At 63.2% G+C, this 22,383-nt stretch carries 21 protein-coding genes; 17 read left to right on the plus strand and 4 right to left on the minus strand.

Features of this window, described 5'->3' with window-relative positions; all coding sequences use genetic code 11:
* Positions 1-7: 7 nt before the first annotated feature.
* Positions 8-1,117 carry a 5-methyltetrahydropteroyltriglutamate--homocysteine S-methyltransferase gene (locus tag AQ12_RS04915; protein ID WP_048438765.1) on the minus strand — a complete coding sequence of 370 codons (1,110 nt, stop codon included), beginning with the start codon at positions 1,115-1,117 and terminating at the stop codon, positions 8-10.
* Positions 1,118-1,256: 139 nt separating this feature from the next.
* On the opposite strand from AQ12_RS04915, the gene AQ12_RS04920 reads away from it, so the two are divergent.
* The 8 genes from AQ12_RS04920 to AQ12_RS04955 all read left to right on the plus strand — a co-directional run bounded on the left by AQ12_RS04920 (position 1,257) and on the right by AQ12_RS04955 (position 8,814).
* Entirely contained in the window at positions 1,257-2,366 is a 1,110-nt protein-coding gene (locus tag AQ12_RS04920; protein ID WP_048438766.1) for an aromatic ring-hydroxylating dioxygenase subunit alpha, read from the plus strand.
* The gene (locus AQ12_RS04925; protein ID WP_048438767.1) at positions 2,363-3,124 is read left to right on the plus strand and encodes a GntR family transcriptional regulator; all 762 of its coding nucleotides are present in this window, start codon (positions 2,363-2,365) and stop codon (positions 3,122-3,124) included. The genes AQ12_RS04920 and AQ12_RS04925 overlap by 4 nt, the downstream gene beginning before the upstream one ends.
* A complete protein-coding gene (locus AQ12_RS04930; protein ID WP_048438768.1) occupies positions 3,121-4,089 on the plus strand; it encodes a PDR/VanB family oxidoreductase in 969 nt (322 codons plus the stop codon). The genes AQ12_RS04925 and AQ12_RS04930 overlap by 4 nt, the downstream gene beginning before the upstream one ends.
* A 199-nt stretch (positions 4,090-4,288) precedes the next feature.
* Entirely contained in the window at positions 4,289-5,437 is a 1,149-nt protein-coding gene (locus tag AQ12_RS04935) for an ABC transporter substrate-binding protein (protein WP_369798972.1), read from the plus strand.
* 57 nt (positions 5,438-5,494) lie between these two features.
* Entirely contained in the window at positions 5,495-6,370 is an 876-nt protein-coding gene (locus AQ12_RS04940) for a branched-chain amino acid ABC transporter permease (RefSeq protein ID WP_048438770.1), read from the plus strand.
* Complete coding sequence (locus tag AQ12_RS04945) at positions 6,367-7,341, plus strand: branched-chain amino acid ABC transporter permease (RefSeq protein WP_048438771.1); 975 nt, start codon at positions 6,367-6,369, stop codon at positions 7,339-7,341. The genes AQ12_RS04940 and AQ12_RS04945 overlap by 4 nt, the downstream gene beginning before the upstream one ends.
* Positions 7,338-8,117, plus strand: coding sequence for an ABC transporter ATP-binding protein (locus tag AQ12_RS04950; protein WP_048438772.1), 780 nt, complete (start codon positions 7,338-7,340; stop codon positions 8,115-8,117). Before AQ12_RS04945 ends, AQ12_RS04950 begins: the two co-directional genes overlap by 4 nt.
* On the plus strand, positions 8,110-8,814 hold the full coding sequence (locus AQ12_RS04955; protein WP_048438773.1) for an ABC transporter ATP-binding protein: 705 nt from the start codon (positions 8,110-8,112) through the stop codon (positions 8,812-8,814). Before AQ12_RS04950 ends, AQ12_RS04955 begins: the two co-directional genes overlap by 8 nt.
* Here the strand turns inward: AQ12_RS04955 and AQ12_RS04960 are convergent.
* Positions 8,709-9,803, minus strand: a complete 1,095-nt coding sequence (locus tag AQ12_RS04960; RefSeq protein WP_082151410.1) for a helix-turn-helix domain-containing protein — start codon at positions 9,801-9,803, stop codon at positions 8,709-8,711. The genes AQ12_RS04955 and AQ12_RS04960 overlap by 106 nt on opposite strands.
* Before the next feature lie 166 nt (positions 9,804-9,969).
* Here AQ12_RS04960 and AQ12_RS04965 point away from each other — a divergent pair, with 166 nt between their 5' ends.
* The 9 genes from AQ12_RS04965 to AQ12_RS05005 all read left to right on the plus strand — a co-directional run bounded on the left by AQ12_RS04965 (position 9,970) and on the right by AQ12_RS05005 (position 17,719).
* On the plus strand, positions 9,970-11,184 hold the full coding sequence (locus AQ12_RS04965) for an amino acid ABC transporter substrate-binding protein (protein WP_048438774.1): 1,215 nt from the start codon (positions 9,970-9,972) through the stop codon (positions 11,182-11,184).
* 208 nt (positions 11,185-11,392) lie between these two features.
* A complete protein-coding gene (locus AQ12_RS04970; RefSeq protein WP_048438775.1) occupies positions 11,393-12,283 on the plus strand; it encodes a branched-chain amino acid ABC transporter permease in 891 nt (296 codons plus the stop codon).
* Entirely contained in the window at positions 12,280-13,296 is a 1,017-nt protein-coding gene (locus AQ12_RS04975; protein WP_048438776.1) for a branched-chain amino acid ABC transporter permease, read from the plus strand. Before AQ12_RS04970 ends, AQ12_RS04975 begins: the two co-directional genes overlap by 4 nt.
* 7 nt (positions 13,297-13,303) lie before the next feature.
* Entirely contained in the window at positions 13,304-14,074 is a 771-nt protein-coding gene (locus AQ12_RS04980; RefSeq protein WP_048438777.1) for an ABC transporter ATP-binding protein, read from the plus strand.
* Entirely contained in the window at positions 14,074-14,910 is an 837-nt protein-coding gene (locus AQ12_RS04985) for an ABC transporter ATP-binding protein (RefSeq protein WP_082151411.1), read from the plus strand. Before AQ12_RS04980 ends, AQ12_RS04985 begins: the two co-directional genes overlap by 1 nt.
* A 72-nt stretch (positions 14,911-14,982) precedes the next feature.
* Complete coding sequence (locus AQ12_RS04990) at positions 14,983-16,437, plus strand: aldehyde dehydrogenase (RefSeq protein WP_048438779.1); 1,455 nt, start codon at positions 14,983-14,985, stop codon at positions 16,435-16,437.
* 67 nt (positions 16,438-16,504) lie between these two features.
* A complete protein-coding gene (locus AQ12_RS04995; RefSeq protein ID WP_048438895.1) occupies positions 16,505-17,128 on the plus strand; it encodes a nucleotidyltransferase domain-containing protein in 624 nt (207 codons plus the stop codon).
* The gene (locus AQ12_RS05000; RefSeq protein WP_048438780.1) at positions 17,112-17,537 is read left to right on the plus strand and encodes a hypothetical protein; all 426 of its coding nucleotides are present in this window, start codon (positions 17,112-17,114) and stop codon (positions 17,535-17,537) included. The genes AQ12_RS04995 and AQ12_RS05000 overlap by 17 nt, the downstream gene beginning before the upstream one ends.
* Positions 17,534-17,719, plus strand: a complete 186-nt coding sequence (locus AQ12_RS05005) for a hypothetical protein (RefSeq protein WP_048438781.1) — start codon at positions 17,534-17,536, stop codon at positions 17,717-17,719. Before AQ12_RS05000 ends, AQ12_RS05005 begins: the two co-directional genes overlap by 4 nt.
* Positions 17,720-17,874: 155 nt before the next feature.
* Here the strand turns inward: AQ12_RS05005 and rpoD are convergent, their stop codons facing one another.
* Both rpoD and dnaG read right to left on the minus strand, forming a co-directional pair.
* Entirely contained in the window at positions 17,875-20,241 is a 2,367-nt protein-coding gene (gene rpoD / locus AQ12_RS05010; RefSeq protein ID WP_048438782.1) for an RNA polymerase sigma factor RpoD, read from the minus strand.
* A 291-nt stretch (positions 20,242-20,532) separates the two neighbouring features.
* The gene (dnaG, locus tag AQ12_RS05015) at positions 20,533-22,308 is read right to left on the minus strand and encodes a DNA primase (RefSeq protein WP_048438783.1); all 1,776 of its coding nucleotides are present in this window, start codon (positions 22,306-22,308) and stop codon (positions 20,533-20,535) included.
* Positions 22,309-22,383 lie beyond the last annotated feature (75 nt).

Genomic DNA, 22,383 nt, shown 5'->3' on the forward strand with positions numbered 1-22,383 from the left:
AGCCGGATCAGTCGCCCCAGACTTCGCGAGCGGTTTCGATCACCAGCCGGAGCTTGGCTCGCTGCGCTTCCACCGCGATGTTGTTGCCGTGCACCGTGCTGGAGAAGCCGCACTGCGGCGACAGGGCCAACTGCTCCAGCGGCGCGTATTTGGCGGCCTGCTCGATGCGGCGCTTGAGTTCGTCCTTGTCTTCCATCTGTCCGAACTTGGTCGTGACCAGGCCCAGCACCACGGTCTTGCCTTTGGCCAGGAAGCGCAGCGGCTTGAAGTCGCCCGAGCGGTCGTCGTCGTACTCCATGAAGTACGCGTCGAGGTTCATCTCCTTGAGGAGCGCCTCGGCAACCGGCTCGTAGTTGCCGCTGGCTGCATGCGTGCTCTTGAAGTTGCCGCGGCACAGGTGCATGGCCAGCAGCATGCCTTCGGGCTTTTGCGCGACGACCTTGTTGATGAAGGCGGCATAGCGATGCGGCAGTTCGTTGGGGTCGTCACCGCGCTGGCGGGCGGCTTCGCGCATCTTCTCGTCGCACAGGTAGGCCAGGTTGGTGTCGTCCATCTGCACGTACGTGCAGCCCGCTGCTGCGAGCGAGCGCAACTCATCGCCATAGGCCTTGGCCACGTCGTCGTAGAAGGCCGGGTCGAGCTCGGGATAGGCGTCACGGCTGATGCCTGCGCGGCCGCCACGAAAGTGCAGCATCGTGGGCGAGGGAATCGTCACCTTGGGTGTGTGCCCCGCGCTGACCTGGCTCTTGAGGTATTCGAAGTCGGCCTTCTGGATGTCGGTGGTGTGGCGCACCTTGTCGACGACGCGCATGACAGGCGGCGCGAGTTCTTCGGTGCCATCGGCCTTTCGGATCGTGACCGGGATGTCGGTCTTGACGCCGCCCAGCTTTTCCAGGAAGTCGATGTGGAAGTAGGTGCGGCGAAATTCGCCGTCGGTGATGCTCTTCAAGCCCACGTCTTCCTGGAACTTCACGATCTCGGTGATCGCCTTGTCTTCGACCGCGCGCAGTTGCTCGGGCGTAATCTCGCCTTTGGCTTTTTGCTCGCGTGCGTCCAGCAAGTACTTGGGACGCAGAAAGCTGCCGACGTGGTCGTAATGGGCGGGAAGCTGGGTCATGGAAGGCTCCTTCGGATGGGGTTCGGGCGCATCTTATGACACGACTTGGCGGGATTCAAGAATACAAGAACGGCTTGAAACCGACTGAAATCGCCAATTTCACTGGAAAAACAATAGTTGCTGTATACAATACGTATCCATGAATGCCGCCCAACCCACCTTTCCCCTCAACGCCTGGTACGCCGCTGCCTATGACGTCGAGGTCGGCCGCACGCTGCTCGCGCGCACCATCTGCAACCAGAAGTTGGTGATGTTTCGCAAGACCGACGGCAGCGTCGCCGTGCTCGAAGATGCGTGCTGGCACCGCCTGCTGCCGCTGTCGATGGGGCGGCTTGATGGCGATGAGCTGACCTGCGGCTACCACGGCCTGGTCTTCAACGCGCAAGGGCGTTGCACCCACATGCCCAGCCAGGAGTCGATCAACCCGTCGGCCTGCGTGCGCAGTTATCCGGTGGTGGAAAAGCATCGCTTCGTCTGGATCTGGCCGGGCGATCCGGCCAAGGCCGACCCGGCGCTCGTGCCCGACATGCACTGGAACGATGACGCGCAGTGGGCCGGCGACGGCAAGCTGATTACCGTGAAGTGCGACTACCGGCTGGTCGTCGACAACCTGATGGATCTCACGCACGAAACATTCGTGCACGGCTCGTCCATCGGCCAGCAGGCGGTTGCCGAAGCACCGTTCGTCGCAACGCACGGCGACCGCACGGCCACCGTGACGCGCTGGATGGAAGACATCGACGCGCCGCCTTTCTGGGCCGGGCAAATCATGCAGGGCTTGGGCTACGAAGGGAAGGTGGACCGCTGGCAGATCATTCGCTTTGAAGCGCCTGCGACGGTGTGCATCGATGTCGGTGTCGCCGAGACCGGAACCGGCGCAGTGCCACCTGGCGGCAACAAGGGCGATCCGAAGCACAGCGATCGCAGCAGGGGCGTCAATGGTTTCGTGCTCAACACCATCACGCCCGAGACGGACAAGACCTGTCACTACTTCTGGGCTTTCGCGCGCAACTATTGCCTGGGCGAGCAACGCCTCACCCATCAATTGCGCGAGGGCGTGGCGTCGATCTTTCGCGAGGACGAGCTGATTCTCGAAGCGCAGCAAAAAGCGATCGACGAGCATCCCGACCACAAGTTCTACAACCTGAACATCGACGCGGGCTCGATGTGGGCGCGGCGTCTCATCGACAACATGATCGCGAAAGAGCGCAAGCCTGCGCCGGTGTTCCCGATCCGGCGGGTCGCATGAAGCGGGCCTTCGAGACCGACCTTGCTGCCGCGGCGACGCCCGACAGCGCGCAGGTGAGGGCGCAATTGCGCCTGCGCGAAATGATCCTGGCGGGCGAGCTGCCCGGCGGCACGCGCATCGCGGAGCTGTCCATCGTCGAAAAGCTGGGCGTCTCGCGCACGCCGATCCGCGCGGCCCTGATGCGGCTGGAGCAGGAAGGACTCATCGAGTCCCTGCCCAACGGCGGTTATGCGGTGCGCACGTTCTCCGAGCGCGAGGTGTCCGAGGCGATCGAGTTGCGTGGCACCGTGGAAGGTCTCGCCGCGCGGCTGGCGGCAGAGCGGGGCGCCGCGCCTGTCGTGCTGAGCGAAGCGCGCGAGTGCCTGGATGCGGTTGATGCGCTGCTGCGCCAGAGCGCGCTGGACGACGAGTCTTTCTCGGCCTACGTCAAGCTCAATGAACGCTTCCATTTGCTGCTCGGCGAGATGGCAGACAGCAGCCTGATGAAGCGCGAACTCGAGCGCGTGAACAGCTTGCCGTTTGCATCGCCTTCTGCGTTTGTCGTTGTGCAGGCCAATTCGCCGCAAGCGCGCGACATGCTCATCGTCGCGCAGGACCAGCACCGCCAGCTGATCGACGCGATCGAGCGGCGCGAAGGTGCCCGGGCCGAAGCCATCATGCGCGAGCACTCGCGCCTGGCGCAGCGCAACCTGCGCGAAGCCGTGCAGAACCACAACCTTGACCAGATGCCGGGCGTTCGCCTGATCCGCAAGAAATGAAAACCACTTCGCACTGGAGCGAATCCGTGGTCACCGCCGTTCGCGATGTGACGACTACGGTTCGCGAGTTCACCCTCACGCCCGGCGATGGAGTCGCCGAGCACTGGTCGCCGGGCAGCCACTTGCAGGTCGGCGTGCTGGTGAACGGCAAGCCGCAGACGCGTTCGTACTCATTGATCGGCACGCCCGATGACTCGTGCTACCGAATCGCTGTGAAGCGCATGGATGCGGGACGAGGCGGGTCGCTTGCCATGTGGGAGCTGGCCGAAGGTGACCGGCTGCAGGTGCTTGCGCCGCAGAACCACTTTCCGCTCGCGCTGGATGCGCCTGCGTATTTGCTGGTCGCTGGCGGGATCGGGGTGACGCCTATGGTTTCCATGGCGTTGGCGTTGCAGGCAAGAGGCGCGCAGGTGCGCATGATCTACGGCGTGCGGTCGGCCGACGAACTGGCCTACGGCGATGAGTTGCGCGGGTGCCTGGGTGACGCGATGCGCACCGCGATTGGCGAACCCATCGCATTCGACGCCGAGATTGCTGCGTTGCCCGATGGCGCGCAGCTCTATGTGTGCGGACCGGTGCCGATGCTGGATGCGGCGCGCCATGCGTGGACTGCCGCAGGGCGCGAGCCGACTGCGCTGCGCTATGAAACCTTCGGATCGAGCGGCCGGTTCGCGCCGCAGGCGTTTCGCGTGCAGTTGCCGCGCCACTCGCTGGACATCATGGTGCCCGCCGATTGCAGCTTGCTCGACGCGCTGGAGCAGGCGGGCGTGCAGACGTTGTCGGACTGCAAGCGCGGCGAATGCGGCTTGTGCGCGATGGATGTGATTGCGGTTTCGGGCGAGATTGATCATCGCGATGTCTATCTGACCGAGGATGAAAAGCGCGAGAACTCGCGCATCTGCGCCTGTGTGTCGCGCGTGGTTGGTGAAGTCACGCTGGATTCGTCGTGGCGGGCGGATGACTGAGAGGCATGGCTGTCATGCCGGACTCGATCCGGCATCCATGACTTCAGTTTCCTGTTTGAATACCTCAAGCCCGGATATATTGCGATGGCATAACTGCTAGTCTGCGTCCCGGCTTCACAGCAAGGCTGGCGACGTACAGAATCACTCACGATTTTTGAAGGAGACACTTGTGAACAAAAGAACCCTGGTCAAAACCGCCATCTGCTCGGCCGTCTTGACGGCACTGGCCGGTACAAGCAGCGTCGCGATGGCGCAGGAAGCCTTCAAGATCGGCCTCATCCTGCCGATGACCGGCCAACAGGCGAGCACCGGCCGTCAGATCGAGGCTGCTGCGCGGCTTTACATGGCGCAAAACGGCGACACGATTGGCGGGCGCAAGGTCCAGCTGATCCTCAAGGACGACACCAGCTTGCCGGACGTCACCCGCCGCCTCGCCCAGGAACTGGTCGTCAACGACAAGGTCGATGTGCTCGCCGGCTTCGGCATCACGCCCTCGGCGATGGCTACAGCACCGATCGCGACCCAGTCCAAGACCCCGCAGGTCGTGATGGCCGCAGCGACTTCCAGCATCACGCAGGCATCGCCGTACATCGTTCGCACCAGCTTCACGCTGCCGCAGGTCTCGGTTGCGCTGGCTGACTGGGCGCCCAAAAACGGCATCAAGAAGGTCGTGACCCTGGTGTCCGACTACGGCCCCGGTATCGACGCAGAAAAGTATTTCAAGGAACGCCTGATTTTCAACGGCGGCCAGGTGACAGAGGCCTTGCGCGTGCCACTTCGCAACCCCGACTTCGCGCCGTTCCTGCAGAAGGTGCGTGATGGCAAGCCGGATGCGCTGTTCGTCTTCGTTCCCTCGGGCGCGGGCGCAGCCGTGATGAAGCAGTTCCTCGAACGCGGCATGGACAAGGCCGGCATCAAGCTGATCGGCACGGGCGACGTGACCGATGACGACCAGCTCAACGATATGGGTGAGGGCGCGCTCGGCGTCGTCACATCGCATCACTATTCGGCGGCCCACCCTTCGCCTGCGAACAAGAAGTTTGTCGAGGCGTTTGGCAAGGCGAACAAGGGACTGCGTCCCAACTTCATGGCAGTCGGTGGTTATGACGGCATGCGCGTGATCTACGAAGCGTTGAAGAAGACCGGCGGCAAGGGCGGCGGCGACGCACTGCTTGCAGCCATGAAGGGCCAGATCTTCGAGAGCCCGCGCGGCCCGGTGTTCATCGATGCGCAAACCCGTGACATCGTGCAGAACGTGTACCTGCGCAAGGTCGAGAAAAAAGACGGCCAGCTCTACAACGTGGAATTCGACGTCATCAAGGACGTCAAGGACCCGGGCAAGAACTGACGGCGCCGCTGACCCTCACCCTAACCCTCTCCCCGGGGGGAGAGGGAACAGACTCACATGCTCACCATCCTCTTTGACGGCATCGCCTACGGCATGCTGCTGTTCGTTCTCGCGGTCGGCCTGTCCGTGACCATGGGCCTGATGAATTTCATCAACCTGGCGCACGGTGCATTCGCGATGGTGGGCGGTTACGTCACCGTGCTGGCGATGCAGCACCTGGGCGTGCCGTTCCTGGTGTGCCTGCCGCTCGCATTCGTGATCTCGGCGCTCTTGGGCGCGGTGCTCGAACGCACCGTCTACCGGCCGCTCTACAACAAGCCGCACCTGGACCAGGTGCTGTTCTCCATCGGCCTGACTTTCATGGCAGTGGCTGCGGTCGACTATTTCGTCGGCTCGACCCAGCAGATCGTGCAACTGCCCGCATGGCTGAAGGGCCGTACCGAAATCGGCTCCGGCGCGTGGACGCTCGGCATGGGCCACTACCGGCTGTTCATCATTGCGGTGTGCGCAGCGCTCACCGTGGGCCTGCAATACGTGCTCTCGCGCACGCGATTCGGCAGCCGCCTGCGCGCAGCGGTCGACGATCAGCGGGTGGCGGCAGGTCTGGGCATCAACGTCAACATCGTGTTTCTCGCGACCTTCGCAGCCGGCTCGGGCCTGGCGGGCCTGGGCGGTGCACTGGGGGCGGAAGTGCTGGGGCTGGACCCGAGCTTTCCGCTCAAGTTCATGATCTATTTCCTGATCGTGGTCGCCGTCGGCGGCACGTCGTCGATCACCGGTCCGCTGCTGGCAGCGCTGCTGCTGGGCGTGGCCGATGTCGCCGGCAAATACTACATACCCAAGATGGGCGCGTTCATCGTCTACTTTCTCATGATCCTGATCCTGCTGTGGCGTCCGCAAGGGCTGTTCGTGCGGCGCGGAGGTAGCGCATGAGCCCGCGTGAATCATTGCTGCGCACCGGCCGCTGGCGTGCCTGGGAGCCGGTGCTGTGGCTGGCTGCCTTTGCCGCGCCGCTGGTGTTTCCGTCGCACGCAGCACTCATCAACGAGATCGCCATCGTCGCGCTGTTTGCGCTCTCGCTCGACCTGGTGCTGGGTTACACCGGCATCGTTTCGCTGGGCCATGCCGCCTTCTTCGGCTTCGGCGCCTATGCGGCAGCGCTCTTTGCCAAGCATGTCATGCCAGACCCGCTCCTCGGCCTGGCGGTCGCCATCGGTGGCGCAACGCTGCTGGGCGCAGTCGCCAGCCTGACGATCCTGCGGGGCAGCGACCTGACCCGGCTGATGGTGACGCTGGGCGTGGCCCTCATCCTGCTGGAGTTGGCCAACAAGCTCGACTGGCTCACCGGCGGCGCCGACGGCCTGCAGGGCGTGGTGATGGGCCCGGTGCTCGGCACCTTTGCCTTTGACCTGGGCGGCAGGACAGCGGCCCTGTATTCGCTCTGCTTGCTGCTCGTGTTCTTCTTTCTGGCCCGGCGGCTGGTGCGCTCTCCGTTCGGCGCGACGCTCAAGGCGATCCGCGACAACCGCCTGCGTGCGATGGCCATTGGCATTCCGGTCACCTCGCGCATTGCGGTGATCTACACCGTGGCCGCGGGCATCGCGGGTGCGGCAGGCGCATTGCTTTCGCAGACCACCGGCTTCGCATCGCTCGATGTCTTCGAGTTCCACCGCTCGGCTGACGTGATGCTGATGCTGGTGATCGGTGGCACCGGATGGCTTTATGGCGGCATCGCAGGCGCAGTGGTGTTCAAGCTGATGCAGGACCTGCTGTCGTCGATCACGCCGCAATACTGGACGTTCTGGATCGGCCTGTTCCTGGTCGTGCTGGTGCTGGTCGGGCGCGAGCGCCTGCTGCGTCCGCACACCTGGTTTGCGTCAAGGACGGGCGGCAAGAAACCATGAGCGATATCGTTCTTTCGGCCAGGGGGCTGGTCAAGCGTTTCGGAGGCATCACTGCCACCGACAACGTCACGCTCGACTTGCGGCGTGGTGCGCGTCATGCGCTGATCGGCCCGAACGGCGCAGGCAAGACAACGCTGATCAACCTGCTCACGGGTGTGCTGGATCCCACTGAAGGTTCGATCACGCTGGAAGGCGCGGACATCACGCATCTCGCGCCGCATCAGCGCGTGCGGCGCGGCATGGTGCGCACCTTCCAGATCAACCAGCTGTTCAATTCGATGACGCCGCTGGAGACCTTGGCCCTCGTCGTGTCGCAGCATCGCGGACTGGGCGCGCGCTGGTGGCAGGCGCTCGGGGCGAGCAAGGATGTGACGGACCGAAGTGAACAGTTGCTGGAGCAGTTCCGGCTGGCCGAAGTGGCCGACCAGCGCACCGAGCATCTGGCTTATGGCAAGCGCCGCCTGCTTGAAATTGCGATTGCGCTGGCTTGCGAGCCGCGCGTGCTGCTGCTCGATGAACCGGTTGCGGGTGTGCCTGCGGGCGAGCGCGAAGAGCTGCTGCAAACCGTGGCCGATCTTCCGGCCGATGTGTCGGTGCTGCTGATCGAACACGACATGGACCTGGTGTTCAGTTTTGCCGATCGCATGACGGTGCTGGTCAACGGCGCTGTGCTGACGGAAGGCAACCCCGAAGAGATCGCCAACGATCCGCAGGTCAAGGCCGTGTATCTGGGGCATGGGGACGCGCATGGGGATGCGGAGGTTGCACATGGCTGAACTGCTTCGCGTCGAGGGCCTGAGCGCCGGTTATGGCGAGGCCGTGGTGCTGCACGATGTGTCGCTGGCGATCGGTGAAGGACAGACGCTGGCGCTGCTGGGCCGCAATGGCACCGGCAAGACGACGCTGATCAACACGCTGGCCGGTGCAACGCGCCAGCATGGCGGCGCTATCACGCTCGCGGGCAAGCCGCTGCACACGATGGCTTCGCACCAGCGGGCCGCAGCAGGCATCGGCTGGGTGCCGCAAGAGCGCAACATCTTCAAGTCGCTCACGGTGCACGAGAACCTGACGGCGGTTGCGCGGCCCGGCAAGTGGACGCCCGATGGTGTCTATGCCATGTTTCCCCGGCTGGCCGAACGCAAGACGAATCTGGGCACGCAGTTGTCAGGCGGTGAGCAGCAGATGCTGGCTGTCGGACGCGCGCTGGTTGTGAATCCGCGCCTGTTGCTGCTCGATGAACCGCTGGAGGGACTGGCGCCCATCATCGTGGAAGAGTTGCTGCGCGCCATTGCCCGCATCACACGCGAAGAGGGCCTGTCGGCCATCATCGTGGAGCAGCATCCGCAGGCGATTCTGGCGATCTCGCATCACGCGGTGGTGCTGGACAGAGGAACGGTGGTGCACAGCGGGACGGCCGCCGAGTTGCGGGAGCAGCCGGCGTTGCTGGAGAAGTTGTTGGGCGTTGCGCGGTAAGGGTGCGTGACTGTCATTGCGGGCTTGACCCGCAATCCATGACTTCGACGGCCGCGCCGGAACTCCGACGGGCTCTTGCCGGTGTGATCGCGAAACAGCCGGCTGAAGTGCGACGGGTTTCCAAACCCCCACGACATCGCGATGTCAGTGATCGGCCGGCTCGGTTGCGCACTCTCTTGCAGGTCACGGATGCAGGCCTGCAAACGCAACCGCTGGATGAACACCGCAATCGACTCGCCTTCGCCCGCAAACGCGTTGTACAAGTGCCGCCTGCTGCAGTTCAGTGCGCGGGCAATGCTGTCCACCGATAACGCAGGGTCGCGCAGGTTGCGCTGCACATGCGCACGTATGCGGTCGCGCAAAGCCTCGCGCTGCGTCACCGCGGTCTCGTGGCCTGCGACTTCCATCAGCGACAGTTGCACCAGTTGCTTGATCAACTCGCCTGCACCGCGCGCGGAGGCCTCGCTCATGTTTGGCAATTCGAGATACGTGTTGCGCATGGTCTCCAGCGCCACGCGCGAAATGCCGCTCGTGCCCAGCCGCCGTGCCATTGCGCCATCGATGCGCAGGCCCCGCTCCTGGATGGCACTGGCCGGCACCATCACGATCAGGTGGTCGACGCGTTCCGGGTTGGCGATTTCGTAAGCGCCCGAGGTGTCGTAGATCACCCAGGCGCCGTTGCGCGCGCAGGCTTCGCGGCCTTGCTGCTGCACCACGGCGCTGCCTTCCCAGGGGGCAACGATCTTGAGGTAGGCCGTCTCGCTAGCGCGCGCCATCGACGGTGTGCGCAGGACACGGTGCCGGTTGGCTTCGAGCCGCGTGAGGATGACATCGCCTGCGTGCGAAGCGGCCAGCCGCCCATCGAAATCGGTATCGCCGTACAGGTCCGACTGCAGCCCGCCGAAGTGCTGCCAGACCCACTCGCACCACTGCGGCGCGCGATCGCGTTCGGCGACGGCGTCGGTGTCAAGCGCAATGGACGGGGTCATGGGATTTGATTATGGAGGGGCATAGCGGGCGCGGCTATCGGGTCGTTTGAGGGATAACCCGCAGGCCCTTGCACGCCGGGTCAATCGCTTTGTGCTCGCAGAGCAAAGCGCCATGCGTTGCAGGTTTCTACGATAGCCACACCATTCGAACGAAGGAGACCTTGCCATGTCCCTGCACCAGTTGCAAAAGAACCGCCGCCAGTTCATCCAGGGGGCCGCCGCCGTCGTGGGCGCAGGCGCTGTGACGCCCGGCCTGCTTGCCCAGTCCGGGCCTGTGCGTGTCGGCTACGCGATCGCCAGAACCGGCCCGTGGACCGGAGGCGCGCAGGTCAGCCAGGAGCCGAACTACCTGCTGTGGGCCGAGCAGCAGAACGCGGCGGGCGGACTGGATGTCAAGGGCGTGAAGCGGCCGATCGAGTTGATCTCGTCGGACGACCGCAGCGACATGGAAACCGTCGTTCGCACCTATGAAAAGTTGATGGGCAGCGACAAGGTCGACCTGGTGCTGCCGCCCTGGGGCAGCAACGCCAATTTCGCGGTCGCGCCGCTGGCGAACCGGTTCGGTTATCCGTTCCTGGCACCCACGGCGCTTTCGCGTCGACTTGCAGAAATGAAGCTGCCGTATTTCTTTTTGCTGTTGCAGCAGCCCAAGCCGATGTGCGATGCATTGGTAGACATGCTCAAGGCCAGTGGCGCCAAGACGCTCGCCTGCATCTATGTCGATGACCTGTTTGGCCTGGAGAACTATGCCGCGCTCAAGGTGGCGCTGGCCGGCAGCGGCATCTCGCTGGTGCAGGACACGAGCTATCCGGGCGGTGTGAAGGATCTGTCGCCGACGCTGCGCTCGATCAAGGACAAGAACCCTGACGCATTCGTCGGCTTCACCTATCCGCCGGACACGATTCTTGCGAGCCGCCAGGCCAAGGAGATTGGCTTCAATCCGAAGTTCTTCTATGCGTCGGTGGGTACGGCTTTCCAGCTTTATCGCAATGTCATGACGCCTGCCGGTGCCGAGGGTGTGCTGGGCATGGGTTCGTGGAATTCGAAGACGAGTCCCGGCGCGAAGGCGTATTTCGATGCGCACGTGAAGAAGTTCGGCGCGCAGAAGGAGCCCGATCGCTGGGCCAGCGGTCACTGCTGGGCGGGGCTGGAGATTCTCACGAATGCCGTGAAGCAGACCGGCCTGGATCGTAAGGCCATGCGCGACTACATCGCGAACACGACGCACAAGACCATCATTGGTGATGTGAAGTTCACGGGGAGCGAGAACACGGCGACGCCGGGGACGGTGGGGCAGTGGCAGAACGGCGAGTTTGAGGTGGTGTGGCCGCAGAAGCTGGCGACGGCGAAGTTGAATGCGGCGAAGCCGGCGTGGAAGTAGGGAGCCTGGCTTGATAGGGTGAGAGACCTTCGTGAAGAGAACGAAGGCTGTCATTGCGGACTTGATCCGCAATCCATGCTGCGGTCGATCAGGCGCAGCCGCCGCTTCGCGGTGGATGCCGGATCAAGTCCGGCATGACAGCCTTTTTTTGCGAAGCGCACGCCCTGCATAACAACCTCTTTTTTATTCGCAAGAACCGCACATACACATGTCCCCAGGCGCCTGGCTTGAACTCCTGACCTCCGGTCTCATCACCGGCGGCATCTACGCACTCGTCGCGCTGGGGCTGAACCTGCAGTACGGCCTCATGCGCATCCTGAACATCGCGCACGGCGAGTTCCTGATGCTCGGCGCGTACCTGACATGGATGGCGCAGACCTCGTTCGGGCTGTCGCCGCTGCTGATGGTGCCGGTGTCGTTCCTGATGCTGATGGCGCTGGGCGTCGTCATTCACTGGCTGTGTTTCAGAAGGCTCAATGCGACCTCGCCCAACCTGGATATCTTCGAGGCGCGCGGCCTGATGGTGGCGTTCGGCCTGATGTTTCTCGTTCAGAACTTCGTCAACTGGATGTGGGGCGGCGACCTGCGCGGCTACGACTACCTTACCGAACCGATCAAGTTCGGCGGCGCGCAGTTCGCGGGCAACAAGCTGCTGGTGTTCGCGCTGGCGCTGGCATTTGCGGCGGCCATGATCGTGCTGCTGCGCCAGACCCTGCTGGGCAAGGGCGTGCGCGGCTTGATGCAGTCGCAGATCGGCGCGCAACTGGTGGGTATCAACACACGCATGCTGCATCCGCTGATGTTCGGCATCGGGCTGGGGCTGTCGGGTGTGGCCGGGTGTTTGCTGTCGATGGCCTACACCATCTCTCCGTCGATGGGCGAGCCTTACACCGTGACAGCGCTCATCGTCATCACGCTAGGCGGCTTCGGCAGCATGGGCGGCGCGCTGGCCGGTGGTTTGCTGCTCGGACTGGTCGAAGCCATCGGCATGCACTACACCAACCCATCGCTCAAGGCATTGATGTCTTACGGCGTCTTCATCGGCGTGTTGCTGCTTCGCCCCGAGGGCCTTTTTGCCAGCCGGAGGCGCAAGGCATGACATCGCGCCAATTGTTCATTCGAGATTTGCTGGTGCTGTTCGGCCTGACCGGCTGGGCGCTCGCGTTGCCTTATTGGGGCAGCGAGTTCGTCGTGTCACTGGCGCTGACCTGCCTGATGTACGTGGCGCTGTCGTCGAGCTGGGCGCTGTTTTGCGGGACCACGCGCTACCTGTCGCTGGCAACATCCGCGTTCTTCGGTATCGGTGCCTACACCTGCGCGCTCGCGCTGGAAAAGATGCCGTGGGTGCAGGCGATTGCGCTTGGCGCGGGGCTGGCGATGCTGGTGGCGCTGGTCATGGGTGCGGCGGTGCTGCATCTGCGCGGCACGTATTTCGCGGTGCTCACATTCGGCATGACGGAGTTGATCCGGCACGCCATCACTTACTTTGAAAAGAGCGTGACCGGGACTGTGGGGCGGGTGCTCACCGTGGTGCCGTCGCGCGACACGATCTACCTGACGGTGCTGGGGCTTGCGGTGTTGGCAGTGGCGGTGTCCATCGTGGTCCGGCGCACGCGGTTCGGATTGGCGCTCGCTGGCATCGGCGCCGATGAGCAGCGCGCGCAGACGCTTGGCGTCAATACGCGCTGGGTGAAGCTGGCAGGCTTCGTCATGACCGCAGGTTTTGCCGGTGCGGTGGGCGCTGCGATGTCGGTGCGCTGGACCTATATCGACCCGGTCACGGTGTTCAATCCGTTCATCGGTTTCCAGACCGTGCTGATCGCGCTGATTGGCGGCGCACTCACGCTGTGGGGACCGCTTATCGCCGCCATCGTGTTCAGCCTGCTGGCCGAGACGCTGCGGCTTTCGGCGCCGCAGGTTTACATGATGACGCTGGGCCTGCTGTTGATTCTGTCGGTGCTGTATTTGCCCGGTGGCCTGGCGTCGCTGCGCTGGGAGACTTTCCGTGGCTGGTGGCGGTCTACCCGGGACTGGTCCAAGTTGCGCCGCTACGAATTGAGCGGTGACAAGGCGCGCGACAAGCAGCGTGCAAGGGAGCGGCGCGTTGTCTGATTCCGCCATGGCATTGCTCGAAGCACAAGACATCACTGTGCGCTTTGGTGGACTCGTCGCCGTCGATGCGGTGAGCGCCCGATTTGGCGCTGGTGAGCTGGTGGGCATCATCGGACCGAACGGCGCGGGCAAGACCACGTTCTTCAACGCGATCTCGGGTGTGCAGCCTGTGACGTCGGGACGGCTCCAGGTCGCAGGGCGTGAACTCACCGGTCGTGGGCCCCATCGGTTTGCGGCGCACGGACTTGCGCGGACCTTCCAGACGCCACGCGTTTTTGCCGACATGTCGGTGCTTTCGAATGTGGAGTTCGGTTTGAAGTTCGCGGGCAAGAGGCCGCGCAAGTACTGGCTGTGGGGCGAAGAGGAGGGCGTTGCCTGGGTGCTGCGTGATGCGCCGCGCATCCTGCAGCTGATCGGCCTGTCGGCGCAGGCAGACGTGCCGGCGGGGTCCATCACGCCTTCGCAGCAGCGCCTGCTCGAAATCGGGATGGCGCTTGCCACGCGGCCTCGCCTGCTGTTGCTCGATGAAGTTGCCGCAGGCCTCACCGAGGCCGAACTGGAAGACATGGCACGGCTGATTCGTCGCCTGCGCGACGAACTCGATCTGACCGTGATCTGGATCGAGCACGCCGTCACGACGCTGCTGCGCCACGTCGAGCGGGTGCTGGTTCTGCATCAGGGCAAGCTGATTGCGGACGGCACGCCACGCGAGGTCGTGCGCAACCCCGAAGTGATCGAGGCTTATCTGGGCGACGAGATGGCGGAGGCTTCGCTGTGATGCATTGGCGGGATACGGCGTTCGAGTTGGGTTCGCGCGGGCGCAAGGCGCATCTGACGGTGCGAGGCCTGGCGGCTGGGTACGGGCCTTTCATGGTGTTGCGTGGTGTTGATTTCGAGATCAAGCCGGGCCTGACGGTGATCCTCGGCCCGAACGGTGCGGGCAAGACCACGCTGCTTCGCGCATTGAGCGGCCTCATTGCGCGCGCGGGTGAAGTGCTGCTGGACGGTGAAGATTTGCCGGACGTGACGCATGAGATCGTGCGTGCGGGTGTCGCGCTCGTGCCGGAGGGACGGCAGCTGTTTTCGCAGATGACGGTGCTGGAAAACCTGGAGCTGGGCGGCTGGCTGGTCCCGCGCGCCGAGCGACCTGCGCGCATCGAGCGGGTGATGAATGATTTTCCGAAGCTGCGCGAGCGGGCCACGCAACTGGCCGGCACGATGAGCGGCGGCGAGCAGCAGATGGTGGCCGTGGCGCGCGCGATGGTGGGGGCGCCGCGGCTGTTGATGCTGGACGAGCCTTCGCTGGGTCTTGCGCCGCGCATGGTCGATGAACTGCTCACGATCGCGCGTCGCATTGCAGACGGCGGCACGACGGTGCTGATGGTCGAGCAGAACGTGAAGAAGGCGCTGGCCGTTGCCGATCGCGGCTATGTGCTGGAGCGCGGCGCGCTGGTCGCGAGCGGGCCTGCGAAGCTGCTGGCGCGTTCAACCGTGATTCGCGAGGCGTATCTGGGCGCTGAGAGTAGCGAGACCACGACTGCGTCACGGGCGGTTTCTGCGACGTCGCTGCGCACGGTCGAAAGCCGCATGGATCGCGGGTCGAGCGCGCAATGACAGGCAAAGCTGTCATGCCGGACCTGATCCGGCATCCATCCCCATCAAACCCTGAATTTTCTGGAGTACCCCATGTCTGACCTTTCCATGTTGATCAACGGCCTGAAAGTCACGGCCGAAAAGAACGCCACGTTCGAACGCCGCAACCCGCTTGACGGTACCGTGGCTACACGCGCCCCGGCATGCTCACCTGCTGATGCCGTGATGGCGGTCGAAGCGGCTGCCGAAGCCTTCCGCACCTGGGGCGAGACCGGTCCCGGCGAGCGGCGCGCGCTGCTGCTGAAGGCAGCCGACAAGCTCGAAGCGAAGCTGCCGCAGTTCGTCGAAGCCGTCGCAGCGGAAACAGGCGCCACCGGCATGTGGGCAGGTTTCAACGTGATGCTGGCGGCAGGAATGATTCGCGAAGCCGCCTCGCTCACCACGCAGATTTCGGGCGAGGTCATCCCATCGGATGTGCCCGGCTCGCTGGCGATGGGCGTGCGCCAACCTGCTGGCGTCGTGCTGGGCATCGCGCCCTGGAACGCGCCCATCATTTTGGGTGTGCGCGCCATTGCGACACCGCTCGCGTGCGGCAATACCGTGGTGCTCAAGGGCAGCGAGAACTGCCCGCGCACGCATCAACTGATCGTCGAGGCGTTCCAGGAGGCGGGCCTGCCCGCAGGCGTCGTCAACTACATCACCAATGCGCCTGAAGACGCGGCCGCAGTGGTCGAAGCGATGATCGCGCACCCGGCAGTGCGGCGTGTCAACTTCACCGGTTCCACGCGCGTGGGCCGCCTGATTGCGATGACCTGCGCCAAGTACCTCAAACCCGCCGTGCTGGAACTCGGCGGTAAAGCGCCGCTGGTGGTGCTCGATGACGCTGACCTCGACGATGCAGTGAACGCCGCCGCATTCGGATGCTTCGCCAACAGCGGCCAGATCTGCATGAGCACCGAGCGGGTGATCGTTGACGAAAAGATCGCCGACGATTTCGTGCGGCGCTTCGCCACCAAGGCGCGCTCATTGCCGGTGGGCGATCCGCGCAAGCCTGAGCCTGTGGTGCTGGGCAGCGTGATCGGCATGAGCACAGTGGAGCACTGCAATGCCTTGCTCGCGGACGCGCTTGAAAAGGGCGCCAAGCTGGTGTGCGGTGGCAAGTCGGATTCGACGCTGATGCCTGCGACACTGCTCGATCATGTGACACCGGCGATGCGCATCTACCACGAGGAAACCTTTGGCCCGGTCAAAGCCATCGTGCGGGTCAACGGCGTCGAGGAGGCGATTGCCTGCGCCAATGACAACGAGTACGGTTTGTCTGCCGCCGTGTTCGGCAAGGACATCGCGCGCGCCTTCAATGTCGCCCGCAAGATCGACTCGGGCATTTGCCACGTGAATGCGCCGACGGTGCATGACGAAGCGCAGATGCCGTTTGGTGGCGTCAAGGGCAGTGGCATGGGCCGCTTCGGCGGCCGCGCCGGTGTGCATGAGTTCACCGAACTGCGCTGGATCACGCTGCAGACGACGCCCCGGCACTATCCGTTTTGAGGGAAGCCTGTTCCTCGCTGCTCTTGCGGGCGCACGTAACCCCAAATTGGGTATTAAAATGCCCAAAATGGGTAATTCGACATCGGGTAACCAATCTCCAGGGGTAGTGAGTCTCGCTTCTGCGCTCTTTGGCAGTACGCAGCAGAGGGTGCTTGGCTTGCTCTTTGGGCAACCGGATCGAAGCTTTTATGCGACGGAGCTGATTGCGCTCGCTCGTGCCGGATCGGGCGCAGTGCAACGCGAAGTGGGGCGGCTTGTGCTGAGTGGGCTCGTGACGGTGCGCCCCGTCGGGAACCAGAAGCACTACCAGGCCAATCCAGCGTCGCCGATCTACGAGGAATTGTGCGGGATCGCGCGAAAGACCGTCGGTATTGCGGAGCCATTGCGGGCCTCATTGGCAGAGCTGGAAGATCAGATCCTCGCGGCCTTCGTCTTTGGGTCCGTGGCGAAGCAGACTGACCACGCAGCAAGCGACATCGACGTGATGATCATCAGCGATTCGCTTGGTTACGCAGACGCAGTCGCCGCGTTGGAGCCCGTAGCGCAAGGTCTGGGCCGCGAAATCAATCCCGTTATCTACACACCTAAAGAGCTCGCAAAGCGCGTCGCGGACGACAGTGTCTTCGTGAGTCGGGTTTTGTCTCAGCCCAAGGTATGGCTCTTTGGAAGTGAACATGACCTCCGCATTTGAAAATCTGTGCGGGCCGGGCAAGCCGCTCCAGGCCGAGCCCCCCAACGCGAAAGAATTTGAAGGCTTGTATTCGATGGGTCTTGACAAGCTGGCTGACGCTCGTGCGCCCGGCCTGAAGCTCGTTAGCCAGTTCGATCTTGCATACAACGCCGCTCACGCGCTGTGCCTCGCGGCGCTGCGATGGAACGGTTACCGATCCGGCAATCGCTACATCGTGTTCCAGATGCTGCCTCACACGCTCCAGCTGGGCCCAGAAGTCTGGCGAGTCCTTGCCAAGTGTCATCAGGTTCGAAACCTGGGTGAGTACGAAGGGATGCTGGATATAACTGAGCGGCTTGTCCTTGACCTGATCGGCGCGTGTGACAAGGTGGCCGCGGAGGTGCAAAAACTTCAGGATCTTCAATCGTGAAGCTCAAAACCTCTGTCCCGCCGGTCGAACGGCCAACCATTCGTGAGACTGTGCTGAGCCTGAAGGAACTGCGAGAGTCGCAAGCGCACAACGATCTGCAGCGAACCGATACCTGCCTGCGTGACTGGAATTACCTGCATCAGGAGCTTGGGTCGTTCGCAGATGAACATTTGACGCTCTGATAGCGCAATTCGAGCGGTTGAGCACCCACAGGTTGTTGGCGGGTCGTTCGAGTTGAGTGCAAAAAAAGCGCCCCGAAGGGCGCTTTCGCAAGGCATGGATCCCGGATCCAAGCTCTCCTGAGCTTGTCGAAGAGTCCGGGATGACAGCCTGGCAATCAGAGCGTGTCGATGAACGAACGCAGCTTGTCCGAGCGGCTGGGGTGCTTGAGCTTGCGCAGCGCCTTGGCTTCGATCTGGCGGATGCGTTCGCGGGTCACGTCGAACTGCTTGCCGACTTCTTCCAGCGTGTGGTCGGTGCTCATCTCGATGCCGAAACGCATGCGCAGCACCTTGGCTTCGCGTGGGGTCAGGGAGTCGAGGATGTCCTTCACGACATCGCGCAGGCCGGCTTGCATGGCGGCTTCGATAGGTGCCGTGTTGGCCTGGTCTTCGATGAAGTCGCCCAGGTGCGAATCGTCATCGTCGCCGATCGGCGTTTCCATGGAGATCGGCTCCTTGGCGATCTTCATGATCTTGCGGATCTTGTCTTCCGGGATTTCCATCTTCGCAGCCAGGATGCCGGCATCGGGCTCGAAGCCGAATTCCTGCAGGTGCTGGCGCGAGATGCGGTTCATCTTGTTGATCGTCTCGATCATGTGAACCGGGATGCGGATGGTGCGTGCCTGGTCAGCGATCGAGCGCGTGATGGCCTGGCGAATCCACCAGGTCGCGTAGGTGGAGAACTTGTAGCCACGGCGATATTCGAACTTGTCCACCGCCTTCATCAGGCCGATGTTGCCTTCCTGGATCAGGTCCAGGAACTGCAGGCCGCGGTTGGTGTACTTCTTGGCGATGGAGATCACGAGGCGCAGGTTGGCCTCGATCATTTCCTTCTTGGCATCGCGCGACGACGTCTCGCCTTCGTTCATGCGCTTGTTGATGTCCTTCAACTGCGCGAGCGGCACCACCACGCGCGACTGGATGTCAGCGAGCTTTTGCTGCAGTTCCTGGATCGGCGGGATGTTGCGGGCGATGATGACCGACCACGGCTTGCCGGCGGCAGCCTGCTTTTCGACCCATTTCTGGTTGAGCAGGTTGGGCGGGAAATCCTTGATGAAGGTTTCCTGCGGCATGCCGCACTTGTCCACGATGATTCGGCGCAGTTCGCGCTCTTTCTTGCGCACATCGTCGACCTGGCCGCGCACCATGTCGCACAGCTTTTCAATCGTCTTGGCCGTGAAGCGGATGGTCATCAGCTCTTCGGACAGCTGGCTCTGCGCCTTGACGTAGGCAGGGGTGCCCCAGCCTTCCTTGTCGTAGATCTTGTGGACTTTTTCGAACAGCTGCTGGATGCGGTCGAAGCGCTCGAGTGCCTGTGTCTTGAGTTCTTCGAGCTTCTTGGTCAGGGCCTTGGAGCCACCGTTGCCGTCGTCGTCATCATCGGCGTCGAACTCGTCGAAGTCTTCTTCGGCTACGTAGTCGTCGGCCTCATTGGGATTTGAAAAGCCATCCACCACGGTGGAGATGACGATCTTGCCTTCGCGGATATCACCGGCCAGGCGCAGGATTTCGGCGATGGTGGCGGGCGATGCGGAGATCGCTTCCATCATGGCCATCAGGCCACCTTCGATTCGCTTGGCGATTTCGATTTCGCCTTCGCGCGTCAGCAGTTCGACGGTGCCCATTTCGCGCATGTACATGCGAACCGGGTCGGTCGTGCGGCCGAACTCGCTATCGACGGTGGACAGGGCCGCTTCGGCTTCTTCTTCTGCTTCTTCAACCGTCGCCGAGGTGGGCGTCGTGTTGTTCAGCAGCAGCATTTCTGCATCGGGGGTCTGTTCGTACACCGCCACGCCCAGGTCGTTGAGCATGGTGACCACGACTTCGAGCGTTTCGGCATCGACCAGCTTTTCGGGCAGGTGGTCGGTGATTTCGGAGTGGGTCAGGTAGCCGCGCGTCTTGCCCAGCGTGATGAGGGTCTTCAGGCGCTGGCGGCGCTTTGCCATTTCTTCTTCGGACAGGACGGTTTCATCCAGGCCGAATTCCTTCATCAAGGCGCGCTCTTTTGCCTTGCTGATCTTCATGCGCAGCGGCTTGACCTTTTCGGTCGTCTCGACGACCGGCTCGCCAACGAGGTCTTCCTCGATGTCCGACATGTCCATTTCATCGCCCGGCTTGCCGTCGGCTGCGTTCTTGGGCTTGCGGCCGCGCTTGGCGCCCGTCTTGGCAGGGGCTTCGGCGCCTGGCACCTGGACCTTGGGAGGGCGGCCCGGCTTCTTTTTCACGACTTCTTCAACGGCATTTGCGGCGACGGGCTTCTTGGGCTCTTGCGTGGCGGCGGCTTTCTCGGTGTGGACGGGCGACTTCGATGCTGGCACTGGCTTGACTTTCGTTTCGGGCTTGGCGGTGGCTTTCGGCGCGGGCTTCGGTGGTGGCTTCACCACATGAAGCTTCGCTTTGGCAGGCGGAGCCGGTTTGACTACTTTTTTGGCGACAGGTTTCGCGGCAGGCTTGATGAGCTTTCCGGACTTTTGAGCGGGCATGAATTAATACCTTGGTGGCTAAAAAGCAGAATCACAAATAGCGCCATGAATACCCGGCGCGGGCGAGAAGAGGAGTCGAAAAGCAGACCTGTCGGGGATACCCGGCAGAAAGGCCTGTCAATTCCTCAATGGGCAAGATGTGTGGGCGAACATTTGGGGTGCAGTCCTTGCGGTGAGTTGGCCGGTCGCGCTATTTGCGTCGGTTGGCCGGGCCCGGAGGTGCTGCTGTCGCTCTTGCCGCGGTAACCTTACATTATACCGCCGCTGCGCTTTTTCAAGCCTTTTCGAGGCTTATCTTTGCGGTTTGGCCTCGGCCCACAGCTGCTTGAGGCGCTCATATGCAGCCGGGTCGGTGGCGGCCCGGGCTGACAGTTCCTTGCGCTCGTCGTCCAGCCGCCGGTCGCGCTCCATCCGCAGGATCTGCTGCAGTTCGGTCAGGTCGTGTTCGATGTCGGGCAGCATCTTGCCTGCCTGGTCGAGAAGAAAGGCTTCATGTTCGTGCCCCTGCGCCGCTTGCCGCAAGGCATCCCAGTCGGTGGCACCGTGCTCGTGGGTGTAGGCATCGAGCCATGCAAACAGCGGCCCGTGCGGGGCGGGCAGGTCGCAAAGCAGGTGATGGTCGTCATGGCTGAGGGTGCCCCAGGCCTGCGGGTCCATGAAGACGATTTGCAGGGCGCGATCCGCACGGCCGGGGGGCAGGGCGCGTCCGGGCTTGCGGGACGGGCGCCACGGCTCCCGACGGGCCTGTGGCTGTGCGGCAGCAGGTGGCGGTTTCGCGCCCCACAGGCTGGTGAGGTCGCGCGCATCGAGCTGCGCCAGCGCGGCGATTTCTCCCAGCAGCTGGCGCTTGAGCGCGCCGTCTGGCAGCGCGTTCCACAGCGGCTTTGCGTTGGCGGCCATATGTGCCCGGCCTTCTGCAGTGGTCAGGTCGCAGGCCTCGCGCGCAGCTTCGATCAGGAAGCGGCTGAGCGGCGTGGCGTCGCTCACGTAGCGTGAGAACGCTTCCTTGCCGAATTCGCGGATGTAGCTGTCGGGGTCGTGCTCGGATGGCAGGAACAGGAACTTGACCGAACGAACGTCGGTTGCGAAGGGCAGGGCAGCGTCCAGCGCCTTTCGCGCAGCCCGGCGTCCGGCATCGTCGCCATCAAAGCTGAACACGACCGAATCGGTGAACCGGAACAGCTTTTGCACATGGTCGTTGGTGCAGGCCGTGCCCAGCGTTGCGACCGCATTGGGAAAGCCCAGCTGCGCCAGGGCCACCACATCCATGTAGCCCTCAGTGACCAGCACGTAGCCGTGTTCGCGCAGGGCTGTGCGCGCCTCGAACAGGCCGTAGAGTTCGCGGCCCTTGCTAAAGACCGGGGTTTCTGGCGAATTGAGGTACTTGGGTTTTTCATCACCGAGCACCCGCCCGCCGAAACCAATGCATTCACCCTTGACGTTGCGGATGGGGAACATGATCCGGTCGCGAAAGCGGTCGTAGCGCTTGTCTTCTTCGTCGTTGACGATGACCAGGCCGCTTTCTGCCAGCAAGGGGTCGTCGTAGTTGGGAAACACACTGGCCAGACTGCGCCATCCTTCGGGCGCATAGCCCAGGCCAAAGTCGCGCGCCACCTCGCCAGAAAGACCGCGCCGCTTCAGGTAATCGACAGCGTGCGGGCTCTGCTTGAGGTGCTTGCGATAGGCCTCGCCCGCTTTTTCGAGCACATCGTTGAGGGTGGCCTGCTTCTCGCGCTGTTTGGCCGCGCGCTCACGTTCCTGCGGGGTCGTGTCTTCTTCGGGGACTTCCATGCCGTATTGCTGCGCGAGGTCCTTGGTGGCCTCGATGAAGGTCATGCCCGCGTGCTCCATCAGGAAGCTGATCGCATCGCCGTTCTTGCCGCAGCCAAAGCAGTGATAGAACTGCTTGGTCGGGCTGACCGAGAACGAAGGCGACTTCTCGCCATGGAACGGGCACAGGCCCATGAAGTTGGCGCCGGCCTTTTTCAGCTGCACATAACGCCCGACGATCTCCACCACGTCCGCACGCGCGAGCAGCTCCTGGATGAATGTCTGGGGAATGGCCATCGTTCGGTATTCTTACCTAATGCAGCTGCGAGGGCTGGGGGGTTAACCTTGCGCCACACCGGGCCAACCGGGATT

This window comes from Caenimonas sp. SL110 (assembly GCF_001044395.1).
In the GTDB taxonomy this organism is placed as follows: Bacteria; Pseudomonadota; Gammaproteobacteria; order Burkholderiales; family Burkholderiaceae_C; genus Ramlibacter.

Bases quoted from the DNA above. Each gene is read 5' to 3' on its own strand.
- AQ12_RS04960 (WP_082151410.1), bottom strand. From the start codon at position 9,803: ATGACCCCGTCCATTGCGCTTGACACCGACGCCGTCGCCGAACGCGAT.
- AQ12_RS04920 (WP_048438766.1), top strand. From the start codon at position 1,257: ATGAATGCCGCCCAACCCACCTTTCCCCTCAACGCCTGGTACGCCGCT.
- AQ12_RS04925 (WP_048438767.1), top strand. From the start codon at position 2,363: ATGAAGCGGGCCTTCGAGACCGACCTTGCTGCCGCGGCGACGCCCGAC.
- AQ12_RS04965 (WP_048438774.1), top strand. From the start codon at position 9,970: ATGTCCCTGCACCAGTTGCAAAAGAACCGCCGCCAGTTCATCCAGGGG.
- dnaG (WP_048438783.1), bottom strand. From the start codon at position 22,308: ATGGCCATTCCCCAGACATTCATCCAGGAGCTGCTCGCGCGTGCGGAC.
- AQ12_RS04985 (WP_082151411.1), top strand. From the start codon at position 14,074: ATGCATTGGCGGGATACGGCGTTCGAGTTGGGTTCGCGCGGGCGCAAG.
- AQ12_RS04995 (WP_048438895.1), top strand. From the start codon at position 16,505: ATGGGTAATTCGACATCGGGTAACCAATCTCCAGGGGTAGTGAGTCTC.
- AQ12_RS04975 (WP_048438776.1), top strand. From the start codon at position 12,280: ATGACATCGCGCCAATTGTTCATTCGAGATTTGCTGGTGCTGTTCGGC.
- AQ12_RS05000 (WP_048438780.1), top strand. From the start codon at position 17,112: ATGACCTCCGCATTTGAAAATCTGTGCGGGCCGGGCAAGCCGCTCCAG.
- AQ12_RS04950 (WP_048438772.1), top strand. From the start codon at position 7,338: ATGAGCGATATCGTTCTTTCGGCCAGGGGGCTGGTCAAGCGTTTCGGA.
- AQ12_RS04980 (WP_048438777.1), top strand. From the start codon at position 13,304: ATGGCATTGCTCGAAGCACAAGACATCACTGTGCGCTTTGGTGGACTC.
- AQ12_RS04940 (WP_048438770.1), top strand. From the start codon at position 5,495: ATGCTCACCATCCTCTTTGACGGCATCGCCTACGGCATGCTGCTGTTC.
- AQ12_RS04930 (WP_048438768.1), top strand. From the start codon at position 3,121: ATGAAAACCACTTCGCACTGGAGCGAATCCGTGGTCACCGCCGTTCGC.
- AQ12_RS04970 (WP_048438775.1), top strand. From the start codon at position 11,393: ATGTCCCCAGGCGCCTGGCTTGAACTCCTGACCTCCGGTCTCATCACC.
- AQ12_RS04955 (WP_048438773.1), top strand. From the start codon at position 8,110: ATGGCTGAACTGCTTCGCGTCGAGGGCCTGAGCGCCGGTTATGGCGAG.
- AQ12_RS04945 (WP_048438771.1), top strand. From the start codon at position 6,367: ATGAGCCCGCGTGAATCATTGCTGCGCACCGGCCGCTGGCGTGCCTGG.
- AQ12_RS04990 (WP_048438779.1), top strand. From the start codon at position 14,983: ATGTCTGACCTTTCCATGTTGATCAACGGCCTGAAAGTCACGGCCGAA.
- AQ12_RS04915 (WP_048438765.1), bottom strand. From the start codon at position 1,117: ATGACCCAGCTTCCCGCCCATTACGACCACGTCGGCAGCTTTCTGCGT.
- rpoD (WP_048438782.1), bottom strand. From the start codon at position 20,241: ATGCCCGCTCAAAAGTCCGGAAAGCTCATCAAGCCTGCCGCGAAACCT.